Here is a 12440-nt window from a genome sequence, read left to right as displayed (position 1 = left end):
AGGTTGAGTTCCATGTGTGACATAACTGAAGCGTGTGCACGGTTGAGTTGCTGACGGCAGCACTAACTGCTGCGTGCAGAGACATGCAGCGCCGCCAGTTGAAGACCATGCGCCACTTCCGAAAAGGCGAATCTTCCGGCGACGCACGCGATGCGCGCAGCCGCATGCAATCAACATCAATTGTCGGCAAAGGCCGGCAGGCGATCACGCATCTGCATCGTGTCGACGAATCTTGCGCGCGTGCCGATGCGCCGATTGTTGGGATGAGGAAGCTCGAGGCACTGCCTGGACTTGCAGGCGATCGCGGCGGACGATTGCTCGATGCTCTCGGACTCGCGCATCTGCCCGGGCGGCTGCGGCGCGGGCAGCGTCACCCGCGACTTCACATAGGAGCCGAGTTCTGCGGTCGGTACGCGCGGAGTGGCTGCCGGCGTAATCGTGAGATTCGCGCCGACGAAAGTGAAGGCGTAGTTCAATGAGGCTGCCAGCGTGCCCTGCGTGATGTCGTAGTCTCCGGCGTTGCTCGACGTCGTCGCCGACGTCATGAGCGTACCCGAGAGCGTGTCGCCATTGACGAGACCTGCGCCGCCGATCTGATAGGTCAGCGCCGGATTGGCATCGCCATAGGCGCGGCTCTTGGCGTCAGCGGTTACCGTGATCGCGCGCTGGGCAACGGTCAGGTTGTTGCCCGCATAGCTCAGCGCATAATTGCCCGAGGCCGCCAGCGTGCCCTGCGCAATGCCGTACACGCCGACGTTGCTCGCTGTCGTCGCCGAGGTCGCCAGCGCGCCCGACAACGTGTCGCCGTTGACCAGGCCCGCGCCACCGACCTGATACGTCAGCGCCGGATTGGCGTCACCATAGGCACGGCTCTTGGCATCGGCCGTTACGGTGATGGCCCGCTGGGTGACGGTCAGGTTGTTGCCCGTATAGTTCAGCACGTAATTTCCCGACGCCGCCAGCGTGCCCTGCGCAATGCCGTACACGCCGACATTGCTTGCCGTCGTCGCCGAGGTCGCCAGCGCGCCCGACAACGTGTCGCCGTTGACCAGGCCCGCGCCACCGACCTGATACGTCAGCGCCGGATTGGCGTCGCCATAAACGCGGCTCTTCGTATCCGCGGTCACCGTGATTGCGCGCTGAGTGACGGTCAGGTTGTTGCCCGTATAGGTCAGTGCGTAGTTGCCTGAAGCGGTGAGCGTGCCCTGCCCGATCCCGTAGGTACCGACGTTACTGGTCGTGGTCGCCGACGTTGCCAGTGCACCTGACAGGCTGTCGCCATTGACGAGGCCGGAACCGCCGACCTGATAGGTCAATGCTGGATTGGCGTCGCCATAGGCGCGGCTCTTGGCATCCGCCGTCACCGTGATGGCGCGCTGGGTGACAGTCAGGTTGTTGCCCGCATAGGTCAGCGCATAGTTGCCCGAGGCCGCCAGCGTACCCTGCGTGATCGCGTAGACGCCAACATTGCTCGCTGTCGTCGCCGAGGTCGCCAGCGCACCCGACAAGCCGTCGCCGTTGACGAGGCCCGCACCGCCGACCTGATAGGTCAGCGGCGGATTGGCATCGCCGTAGGCACGGCTCTTGGCATCGGCCGTCACGGTGATGGCGCGCTGGGTGACGGTGAGATTGTTGCTCGTATAGTTCAGCGTATAATTGCCTGACGCCGCCAGCGTGCCTTGAGTAATGCTATAGACACCGACATCGCTGGCTGTGGTCGCCGACGTCGCCAACGCGCCCGACAAGCTGTCGCCATTGACGAGACCCGCACCGCCGACCTGATAGGTCAGCGGCGGATTGGCATCACCATAGGCACGGCTCTTGGCATCGGCCGTCACGGTGATGGCGCGCTGGGTGACGGTGAGATTGTTGCTCGTATAGTTCAGCGTATAATTGCCTGACGCCGCCAGCGTGCCTTGAGTAATGCTATAGACACCGACATCGCTGGCTGTGGTCGCCGACGTCGCCAACGCGCCCGACAAGCTGTCGCCATTGACGAGACCCGCACCGCCGACCTGATAGGTCAGCGGCGGATTGGCATCACCATAGGCACGGCTCTTGGCATCGGCCGTTACGGTGATGGCCCGCTGGGTGACGGTGAGGTCGGCGCTTGCATAGTTCAACGCATAATTGCCGGAGGTTGCGAGCGTGCCTTGCGTGATACCGTAGACACCAGCATTGCTCGCTGTCGTCGCCGATGTTGCCAGCGCACCCGACAGGCTATCGCCGTTGACGAGGCCCGCCCCACCGACCTGATACGTCAGTGCCGGATTGGCATCGCCATAGGCGCGGCTCTTGGCGTCGGCCGTCACCGTGATGGCGCGCTGGGTCACGGTGAGGTTGTCGCCCGTATAGGTCAGCGCATAATTGCCCGACGCCGCCACCGTCCCTTGTCCGATCCCGTAGGTGCCCACGTTGCTCGACGCCGTGGCCGAGGTCACTAGCGCGCCCGACAGGCTATCGCCATTGACCAGACCCGCGCCGCTGACCTGATAGGTCAGGGGCGGATTGGCGTCACCATAGGCGCGACTCTTGGCGTCGGCCGTCACCGTGATCGCGCGCTGGGTCACGGTAAGGTTGTCACCCGCATAGGTCAGCGCATAGTTGCCCGACGCCGCGAGCGTGCCTTGCGTGATACCGTAAACGTCAGCATTGCTCGCCGTGGTCGCCGACGTCGCCAGCGCGCCCGACAGCGTATCGCCGTTGACGAGGCCGGAACCGCCGACCAGATACGTCAGCGCCGGATTGGCATCGCCATAGGCGCGACTCTTCGCTTCCGCCGTCACCGTGATCGCGCGCGGCGTGACCGTCAGGTTTGATCCGGTAAACGAGGACACCGTGTAGTTGGACGAGGCCGCGAGCGTACCTTGGGTGATCCCGTAGGTGCCGACATTGCTGGCTGTCGTCGCCGATGTTGCCAGCGCGCCCGACAGCGTGTCACCATTGACCAGCCCGGAGCCCCCGACCTGATAAGTCAGCGCAGGGTTGGCATCGCCATAGACGCGGCTCTTGACGTCGGCCGTCACTGTGATCGCCCGCGGCGTCACCGTCAGCGTGGCAGGTGTTTGGATCAGGCGATAGGCCTGCCCAGTGGTGCTGATGACGCTGCCGCCCGCTGTGATCGCGTAGCTACCGACATTGGAGGTTGTCGTCGCCGCGGTCGATAGCGAGAGGCCGGAGAGAATGGCTGATGTGTCGCCTGTGTGCAGGCCGTAGGTCGTCGTATAGGTGAGAGCCGGATTGGCGTCGCCATAGACCCGTGACGCATTGGTGGGCTCGACGCGCAGGACGTAGTTGACCCCGTAGAGCTGCGGATAATAGCCGGCGCTCGGCGCCGACCACACGTTGGTGAAGTCCCAGCCGGCGTAGGTGGTCGCGTAACTGGCAGGATTCTGCATCTGGCTGGTCGTCAGGCCGATCCCGCCGTTGACGCCTCCAGTTCCGATGACGCTGTTCCGGCCCGTCGTCGCCGTATCCCAATAGGATTGAGTGATCGTGCCCGAGTGATAGCCGACCAGCCCGCCAAGCGTGCTGGCGCCGCTCACCGCCCCGGCCGCGTAGGCCTGGATGATGGTGCCGCCACTGTAGCCGGCGAGACCTCCGGCGCTGTTGCCATTGACGGCCCCGACGGCGTAGGCTTGTGCGATCGCGCCTTCATTGAAGCCGACAAGTCCGCCGACATAAAAATTGGGAGTGCCGACCGTCCCGCTGGCGTAAGATTGCGTGATACTGCTGCCCGTACCAACGTTTTTCCCGACCAGCCCTCCGACATCATTGCCGCTGCCGTTCACCACGCCGGTCGCGTAGGACCGCGTGATAGCCTTGGCGTTACCACCGGCCAACCCACCGACCTCGCTCCCGCCGTTGACCGCGCCGACCGCGTAGGACTCCGTGATCGTGCCTTCATTGATGCCGACAAGTCCACCAACATAAGAGTTGGCGCTGCCGACCGTCCCGCTGGCATAGGATTGCGTGATGTTGCCCGTACTGGTGCTTTTCCCGACCAGCCCGCCGACATTATTGCCGGTGCCGTTCAGCACACCGGTCGCATAAGACCGCGTAATCGTGCCGGCGTTGGCACCGGCCAGCGCGCCGACACGGTTCCCGCCGGTCACAGAGGCGCCCAGCAGGCCGACGTCCTGCACCGTTACACCCTCGCCAACATATCCAAACAGCCCGACATCGTCGGTGGTCGATCGATTGATGGTCAGATTGGCGATGGTGTACCCTTGGCCGTTGAACGCCCCGGTGAATTGCGCGGCGGTGCTGCCGATCGGGGAAAAGCCCGCCGACGACCACATGCCAGGATATTTGCCGTTGACGGCCGCCAGGCTGGAGCTGAGGTCGATATTGCTCGCCAGCGTGTAGCTCGCACCGAGATTCATCGCCATCAACTGAAGCTGGTGTGCGTTGGTGATGGTGGTCTGGTATTCCCAGCGGCCGAACGGCCGGGTCTGGCCGTCGACCATGTACCAGCCGGTCGTGCCGGTTCCCGGAAAGCTGAAGCTGCCATAGGCGCTCTGCTTGAAGGCGTAGTTGGCAGCGGCGGATTGCGCCGGGTCGCTGGTCACGGCCGTCACGCCGCCTGAACCGCTGCCGATGGCGAGCGTCTGTCCGCTGGTGTAGCTGTCCCAATAGGACGCCGTGACTGAGCTGCCATTGAAGCCGACGAGGCCGCCGATAGAAGTTGGGCCAGTGCCCGTACCGATCACAGCGCCCGTCGCATAGACCTGCGATACCAAGCCGGGAAAATTGACGCAGGGATTGGCACAATTGTTCAACCCAACGGCGCCGCCGACATACAACGGTCCGCGCACAGTGCTGTTCGAGTAACCATTCGACAGGCTGTAAAAGTTGTAGCCGATGAGCCCGCCAGCGCCGGCAGAGATGGCGGTGACCGATCCGCTTGAGTAGACATTGCTGACCGTCCCGTAGTTCCCGCCGACGATCGCACCGACAGTAGTCCCGCCGGTGACGGTCGCATCAATAACGCCGACGTTGCTTACCGTGCTGCCGGCGGCGAGATAGCCGACCAGCCCGACGTATTGGTCTGACGGCCGATAGATGAAGAGGCCCGAGATCGTGTGGCCCTGGCCGTCCAAATTCCCGGTGAAGGAGTTGCTGCCACCGATCGGCTGGAACCCGGCCCCGCTATTCCAGGTGGACGTGATGCCGGCATCGATGTCGCGGCCGAGCACGTAGGTGCCGGCCTTGTTGTTGTTCATGTTCTGCAGGTCGAAGACATTGTTGACCAGCATGTTCGTCTTGAGCGCGGCGCCGCCCACGACGTTGCCGCTGAAATTCGTCTGCGTCGGCGCCGTGTATTTGGTGGTGTTGACCGTCGAACTGCTGCCGGTCGGGTTGTAGTAGATCGAGACCGTTCCCGCGGTCGACACCTGCCCGCCCCCGAACGTCACGGTGCCGGTGCCCGTGCCGGCATTGTCGGCGCGCAGCACGACACCGCCGCCGCCGGTGCTGGTGATGTTGGCGTTGACCGCGATGTTGCGATAGGCGCTGAGCGTCAGCGTTGCGCTGGTCGACCAGCTGATCCCGCTGGTCACCGTAATGTCGCCGCTGCCGCCACTGCCGGCCGCGTTCGTCTCCTGGGTGACGTTGCTGCCGCCGTTGAGCGCGCTCGCGATGGTGCTGGCAAGCGTCGAGTTGATCGTCAGGTCCACCGGATCAAGCAGCCAGGTGCCGCCGGGACCGGCATTGACGCGGCCGCCCGCGAAGTCGAACGTATGCCCTGAGGTCTCAATGAAGCCGCCGCGCAAGCCAGTGGCGCTGATCGCGCCGCCGAACGACGTCGTGCCGTCCGACCACACCACCACATTGCCGCCGGCGCCCGACGTGCCGTCGGCCGCGATCGTCGCACCCGCCTCGATCGTCGTGTTCTGCGCATTGGCGATCGCCTGCGGCAGAAATTTCCGCGCGGCGTCCGATCCGCCGGCGCGGTCGCCGCCGATCAGCACGGTGCCGCCGGACGTCCCGCTGGCGTCGATCTTTGCGCCCGTGGTCAGGGTGACGTCCTTGCCGGTCACCACCACGGTCCCGCCGGTGCCGTCACTGCCCTTCGCTGTCACGGCGCCGCCGACCACCACCTTGTCGCCGCTAACGACGACATCGCCGCCAGTGAAAGAGCGCGGTCCGCTTGGACGTGCAGGCGCGACCGGGGCATCCGCCCGGATGCGCCGCGCCACCACCTTCTGCGTTACGTTGACCGAGCCGCCCTCGGAGGTCAGGAAAACGCGCCCGCCCTTGTTGGCAACACCGGTTGCCGAGATCGCACCATTGGTATTGCCGGCCAGCGCGTAGATGTTGCCGCCATTGGCGCGCAATTCCACTTCCGTGGCGCGGATCGCGCCGCTGTTGCGGATCTCGCCGTCCTGCACTGGGCGCCGCACCAGCACCTTGCCGTTGCCGAGCGAGCCGTCGCTCAGCAGCACCTCGCTGCCGGACGCCAATGCGGCGGTGCCGTTGCGTGCCGTCAGCGAGCCGTCGTTGCGAACCTGGCGCGCAATCAGGACGACGTCGCCCTTCGACGCGCCGATCTTGCCGAGATTGACGACCGAGGCGTTGCTGTTGCCGCTGAAGGTCAGCGCGCCGCCGGCCCGAAAGTCGGCGTCCTTCACATCCAGCGTCGAGGCGACGAAGCTGCCGCCGGTCTTGATCACGCCGGTCGGTCCAACCACGACCCCCGACGGATTGACGAGATAGACGGAGCCGGTTGCCGACACCACGCCGTTGATCGACGACGGCACGTTACCGGTCACGCGGTTCAGCGTCGCACCGCTCCCGTTATTGAATTGAACCTGATTGCCCTGCCCGACCGAGAAGCTCGACCAGTTGACGATGCCGGTGGCGCTCGACTGAGTGATTGTAAGACTGGTCGGCGACGTCTTGCCGATCGAAACATTCCCGCTCGCCACCGTTCCGCCTGATGGCAGCGATTGCGCCATCAACGGTTGCGCGCAACTGAGGCCGCATAACAGCGCGATCAGGCTGACGGAAGTTCGAAAATCCCTGGTGGACGACTGGATGGACGACGAAAGACACGACCTGGATGAGACGATCATTGAACCACCATCCGCTTAAGGCGGCACCGCAAACTTCTCGTCTCCCAAGTTCTTTGTCGGACATGCACGCTTTCGTGCAGATGGAACCTGACAGGTTCCCATCTAAGGATGTATCAAGCAACAAGCGCAATTTATCGGAAAATTGCAGATATCGGGCGTGAATCGTCGCGCGTCGCGCGAGACAGACCGCGCAATGTCACATCAGCTATTAGATGCCGTCGCGCTTGCGATGCGGTCTGGACATCCGACGCAGCCTGGACATCATCTGCTCGATTTCCCAGAACATCCAGACGAACGCGGCACCCAGAGCAACCACCACCATCAAGAACATCAATGTCAATGCGGGCGCTGTGAGCATGTTCAACATCCTCATGCGATGCAGACGGTATCAGCAAGAAATATCAAACAGCGGCCTCGATGTAATATCACCGAGACCGCGCTATTCATCTGGGCCTGACGGGATCAGACGCAGACCTGCACGCGGCGGATGCGCCAGCCGAACGGCGTAAGCACACTTCGCCGAACGATGTAGCAGCCGCCATCGCCGTAATAGTAGGAATCGTCGTAGCCGTATCCGGCGTAATACGGATACCCGTAGTCATAATAATCGTTGTAGTAGCCGCCGTATAGGCCGTAACCTAGGCCTAGACCGATTGCCGCCGCGGCGATCGGAAATCTCCGGTGATGCCTGAATCCGCGGTGGAAGCCGCCGAAGCGGTTGACCGCAAAGGTGCCGCCGCGAAATCCGGCCGCCGGCAACGCGGCCGCGCGGAAACCGCCGCCGCCAATCACGGCCGGACGGAAACCGCCGCCAATCGCCGCAGTCCGGAAGCCGGCGCCGCCCACTCCAATCGCGCCGCCCCGGAAGCCGCCGCCGCCCACTCCAATCGCACCGCCGCGGAAACCGCCGCCCATTCCCATCCCACCACCGCGGAAACCACCGCCGCCCATTCCCATTCCGCCGCCTCCGCGGAAGCCGCCACCGCCACCGCCAAACCCGCGTTGGGCCATAGCCACGTCCGGCACCAGCATGGCGACCGATGCGCATGCGAACAAGGCGATCATCATCTTGCGTAACATGACCCATCCCTCCGTGATTTCGCATTCGAACGCTCGACGCTTTCGGCGTCGGATCCTCATAGATCCCGAACCAACTCTAGGACGAGTTCTCGGAAGTGGCGGGGTAATCTTGCTCACTTCTGCGCGACTGTCGTTGGAAGATCAGCAGCCGCGGCAAATGCTCTTGATCTTGCGATCGACCGCCTTGTTCTCGTCAGAGATTGCTGCGTCAACGCTTTCTGACCCCGCCGATCTTCCCGAGCCCGTCGTTACACCGCTTTCGGTGTTGACGCCACGACCTGAAGACTGGGCGGTGCCTAGCGTGTTGGTGCCGGGCGCGGGTGGCGACGCGCGCCTTACCGAGTTCGCCGCGCCGCTCGGATCTTCGCCAGCATTGTTCAATCCGCCGGGGGCGGCGGGCCCAGGAGGAACGCCGCTGATGCCCTGCGATCCGGCACCCGCGGAGCCTGCGCTCGGCGAGCCGGCAGCGCTTCCGCTACTGCCACCGGCGGATGATCCGCCTGCACTCTGGGCGAGCGACATGGCCGGGGATATCAGGATTGTGATTGCCGCAACTGCGGCTGTTACAGACGCCAGCTTCATCGGAAATCTCCTTTTCGGAGCAACGATGGCTACCAGACCTTGTTCCTGCCGGAACGATTCCCGTGCCAGATCATTCAATTCACAACCGCTCGACGCCCGGAGTGATCGCGCTTGCGCAAATTGATCGCCTTCGACGACGACACGTTCGACAAGCTCAAACAGCTTGCACGCGACCGGATGGCGACATTTCAGGAGCTGGCTGACGAAGCCTTTGCGGACCTGTTCAAGAAGCACGGCATTCCCATCGACCTCAAGGATGCGCTGAAAAAGAGCGCCGGCGTTTCGAAGGTCACCACCGCGCGGAAGGCGAGATCGAAAACCGGAAAGACGCCGTCATGAATTCCGCCCCGGATCCGTTCGAGGAAGGCGAGCGCGCCGCGCGCCAGAACATTCCGGCGGAAGCCAATCCGTATCAGAACGGCAGCGAGGAGCATGCGCTCTGGGCGGCCGGCCACGAAAAGGTGGCCGGCCCTCGCGAGGCGAACGAGAGCGAAGGCACCTGAGCCGCGTTTGAATGTCGGGTGTGGACCGGCGGGTCTTCAGCCGATCTTCTTCAGTCCATTCTTGAATCGTGGCCCGTTCCGCGCGTAGGACTTCGCGGCACGCCCCATCGCCGTCGACTGCTCCGGCGTCAACGTCCGGACCACGCGTGCGGGCGAACCGATGATCAGGGAATATTCGGGATACTCCTTGCCTTCGGTAATGATGGAGCCTGCGCCGACGACGCTACCGCGGCGTATTCGCGCGCCATTCATGACGATCGAGCCCATTCCGACGAGCGCGTCGTCTTCAAGCGTGCAACCGTGCAGGATCACGTTGTGGCCAACGGTGCAGTTGCTGCCGATCGTGAGCGGAAAGCCGGGGTCCGTGTGGCAGGTAGAATTGTCCTGCACGTTGGAACCTTCGCCGATCTCGATCCACTCATTGTCGCCGCGCAGCACCGCGCCGAACCACACGCTGGCAGAATTCAGCAGGCGCACCTTGCCGATCACGACAGCGGTATCTGCGATGAAATAGTTTCCGTCTGCGGGGAGTTCAGGTCCCTGCCCGTCGAGTTCGTAGATCGCCATAACAAAAAGGCCTCCGTTAACGGAGACCTTGGCACAGCCGCTAGTGCGGGATCAAGCGAACAGGCCGGCCGCCTCAGGCCAGCACGCCCGCGGCACGCAGCGTCATCAGGAAGAACGTGCCGGACATCATGCTCCAGAATCCGGAAAGCACGGTCGCCATCATCACGAATTCGAAGCGGCGGCGCTCGATCTTCACGCCGCGGAGCGTATTGCGCATGATGATGAACGGTGCGGCGAAAACCAGAAACGGCACGGCCGCAAACGTCTTCGGCGCCACGCCCTCGCCCAGCAGCCCGAACCCCGCCGGCCGCTCCGCCATCGCCTGATAGCCGCTGGCGAGCGCGCCCGCGAACGCAAAGCCGATGCACAGGGCGAACAGGGAATTCAACGCTTCGGGCGACATGACAACTTCCGCTACTCGACAAACCGCGCGCCCTGCTTTCGCAAAATTGGCCGGCGGCCGCCACAGCATCCTTAAGGAAAGGTTAACAGCGGGCCGCCAGGATCTCGTTTGCGCATGGCTTGAAGGGGGCGGACTCCCGCGAAATCATGAGGAAATCGCGCGCCGCATGGCATATTCGCGAAATGATTCGCCTACTTGTTCCCCGGCCTCGTTCATGACCCTGCTTTCGACGGCCCAGCACCTCGCCCGCGATACCCGCAGGGACCCGCGCTCGCACATGATCCTGATCATGGTCGCGGTAACCATTGCCGCGGGCGCCATAGCGCTGGTCGCCTATTTGCTGTGGCCGACCTGGGTAGCGCGGCCCGCCAGTGCACCGGGACGGCTTCCGGTCAGCGTTGGCGCCACGCTCTTCAACGTGCCGACATCAGCGATCCGCCGCAAGATCCAGCGCCACTCGGGCCCGCAGGAACGCGTCGATCTCAGCTTCGTCTTCCCGTCGCTCGAACCACCGGATGCGCCGAAGCACGTCAGCGCCGATACGGTCGAGGAAAAGGCGCAGCCGATTGACCGGATCTTCGTCTCGATATCGGCTCATCACGATGCGCTGGCGCCGGATATGCGGGTCCGCACCATCTATCCGCGCTACCTCGAACAGAAGGCAACACCGATCGACGATGCATTGACGATGCGCGCGTTTCGTGACGGCTCGCCCTACGCCAATGAAGACCTGTTCTCCGCCACGTCGCCGAGCCTCAACGCGCGCTGCTCGCGCGATGGCCAGACGCCCGGCATGTGCCTGAGCGAGCGCCGCGTCGACGGCGCCGACCTGACGTTCCGCTTTCCACGAAGCTGGCTGTCGCAATGGCGCGACGTAGCGAATGCAATGGAGCGGCTGACGGCCCAGATGCGCGGTCCGAGGGGATAGCTACGGACGCGTAGGGTGGGCAAAGGAGCGTTAGCGACGTGCCCACCATCTATCACCGATCGCGCTTCGAAATGGTGGGCACGCTACGCTTTGCCCACCCTACGCGGCACGCGCATCAGCCGACGTCGGCGAGATCTTCCTCGAGGATCGCCATCTGGAATTGGAACGAACGGTCATCGTCCTCGTCATCGACGAACAGCACGCCGATGAACTCCTCGCCGATATAGACTTCGGCGGAGTCGTCCTTCTTCGGGCGCGGCACGACGCGGATCTTGGGATTGCCGAATACGCGCTTGAGATAGGCGTCTAGCTTCCTGACTTCCTGAACGTCCACGGGCGGTCTCCAATCGGATTCTCTAAATTTCCGGGAGGTTTTTAGGACGAGACGGAGCAGACTACCAGCCGTAACTTCACAAATACGGCTGGCAGAAAGTGTGGAAAATCAAAGGCCGATTGCGCCGAGCATCTGATCCATGGTGCGCGACGGCTCCGCACAGCCGGCTTCGCCCACGATCTTGGCGGGAACGCCGGCGACCGTGACGTTGTGCGGCACCGGCTTGACCACCACCGAACCTGCCGCGATGCGCGCACAATGGCCGATCTCGATATTGCCGAGAATCTTTGCGCCCGCCCCGATCAGCACGCCGCGCCTGATCTTCGGATGACGGTCCTCGTTCTCCTTGCCGGTACCACCCAGCGTGACGCCATGCAGGATCGAAACGTCGTCGTCGATGACAGCGGTCTCGCCGCAAACGAAGCCGGTGGCGTGATCGAGGAAAATGCCGCGGCCGATCCTGGCGGCGGGGTTGATATCGGTCTGAAACACCGCCGACGAGCGGCTCTGCAGGTAGAAGGCAAAATCCTTCCGGCCCTTTTGATAGAGCCAGTGCGCCAGGCGATGGGTCTGCAGCGCGTGGAAACCCTTGAAGTAGAGCAGCGGATCGATGAAGCGCGAGGTTGCGGGATCGCGATCGTAGACCGCGACCAGATCGGCGCGGAACGCATTGCCGAGATCGGGTTCGTCACGCAGCGCCTCGTCGTAGGTCTGGCGGATCAAATCGCCCGATAGCGCCGAATGATCGAGCCGCTCGGCGAGACGATGCACCACCGAATCTTCGAGGCGGTCGTGATGCAGCACGGTCGAATAGATGAAGGACGCAAGCTCGGGCTCGCGGCGGACGATGTCTTCCGCCTCACCCCGGATGCGATCCCAGATCGGATCGAGCGCGGCGATCTTCGACGCTTGCGGATTGACCTGATGCACTGCCATGATGGCTCTCGCAAATTCGCTTGGTTGGCCG

The 12440-nt window shown here is 63.5% G+C and carries 10 protein-coding genes; 3 read left to right on the top strand and 7 right to left on the bottom strand.

The window, feature by feature from the left end:
• Positions 1–176: 176 nt before the first annotated feature.
• The 3 genes from LMTR21_RS16215 to LMTR21_RS40030 form a co-directional block, all read right to left on the bottom strand.
• On the bottom strand, positions 177–7076 hold the full coding sequence (locus LMTR21_RS16215; protein WP_084030964.1) for an MBG domain-containing protein: 6900 nt from the start codon (positions 7074–7076) through the stop codon (positions 177–179).
• 208 nt (positions 7077–7284) lie between these two features.
• Positions 7285–7434 carry a hypothetical protein gene (locus tag LMTR21_RS40035; protein ID WP_187399439.1) on the bottom strand — a complete coding sequence of 50 codons (150 nt, stop codon included), beginning with the start codon at positions 7432–7434 and terminating at the stop codon, positions 7285–7287.
• Positions 7435–7538: 104 nt separating this feature from the next.
• Positions 7539–8156: a hypothetical protein gene (locus tag LMTR21_RS40030; RefSeq protein ID WP_065756091.1), complete on the bottom strand. Its 618-nt coding sequence runs from the start codon at positions 8154–8156 to the stop codon at positions 7539–7541.
• Between the two features lie 693 nt (positions 8157–8849).
• On the opposite strand from LMTR21_RS40030, the gene LMTR21_RS16200 reads away from it, so the two are divergent.
• Both LMTR21_RS16200 and LMTR21_RS40025 read left to right on the top strand, forming a co-directional pair.
• The gene (locus LMTR21_RS16200) at positions 8850–9077 is read left to right on the top strand and encodes a hypothetical protein (protein WP_065756090.1); all 228 of its coding nucleotides are present in this window, start codon (positions 8850–8852) and stop codon (positions 9075–9077) included.
• Positions 9074–9241 (top strand): hypothetical protein, encoded by a 168-nt coding sequence (locus tag LMTR21_RS40025; protein WP_187399357.1) that lies wholly within the window; start codon positions 9074–9076, stop codon positions 9239–9241. The genes LMTR21_RS16200 and LMTR21_RS40025 overlap by 4 nt, the downstream gene beginning before the upstream one ends.
• Before the next feature lie 36 nt (positions 9242–9277).
• Here LMTR21_RS40025 and LMTR21_RS16195 read toward each other — a convergent pair whose 3' ends face one another.
• Entirely contained in the window at positions 9278–9808 is a 531-nt protein-coding gene (locus tag LMTR21_RS16195) for a gamma carbonic anhydrase family protein (RefSeq protein WP_065756089.1), read from the bottom strand.
• A 73-nt stretch (positions 9809–9881) separates the two neighbouring features.
• The gene (locus LMTR21_RS16190) at positions 9882–10211 is read right to left on the bottom strand and encodes a DUF6949 family protein (RefSeq protein ID WP_065756088.1); all 330 of its coding nucleotides are present in this window, start codon (positions 10209–10211) and stop codon (positions 9882–9884) included.
• Positions 10212–10425: 214 nt separating this feature from the next.
• Between LMTR21_RS16190 and LMTR21_RS16185 the strand changes: the two genes are divergently transcribed.
• Positions 10426–11139 (top strand): hypothetical protein, encoded by a 714-nt coding sequence (locus LMTR21_RS16185; protein ID WP_065756087.1) that lies wholly within the window; start codon positions 10426–10428, stop codon positions 11137–11139.
• A gap of 115 nt (positions 11140–11254) precedes the next feature.
• On the opposite strand, the gene LMTR21_RS16180 is transcribed toward LMTR21_RS16185, so the two are convergent.
• On the bottom strand, positions 11255–11473 hold the full coding sequence (locus tag LMTR21_RS16180; RefSeq protein ID WP_025590201.1) for a DUF3126 family protein: 219 nt from the start codon (positions 11471–11473) through the stop codon (positions 11255–11257).
• A gap of 108 nt (positions 11474–11581) precedes the next feature.
• On the bottom strand, positions 11582–12409 hold the full coding sequence (cysE, locus tag LMTR21_RS16175; RefSeq protein ID WP_065756086.1) for a serine O-acetyltransferase: 828 nt from the start codon (positions 12407–12409) through the stop codon (positions 11582–11584).
• Between the last annotated feature and the right edge of the window lie 31 nt (positions 12410–12440).

It is taken from the genome of Bradyrhizobium paxllaeri (assembly GCF_001693515.2).
Taxonomy (GTDB): domain Bacteria; phylum Pseudomonadota; class Alphaproteobacteria; order Rhizobiales; family Xanthobacteraceae; genus Bradyrhizobium; species Bradyrhizobium paxllaeri.
The sequence above is the reverse complement of the archived record's forward strand: the minus strand, read 5'-3'. Positions and strand labels throughout refer to the sequence as shown.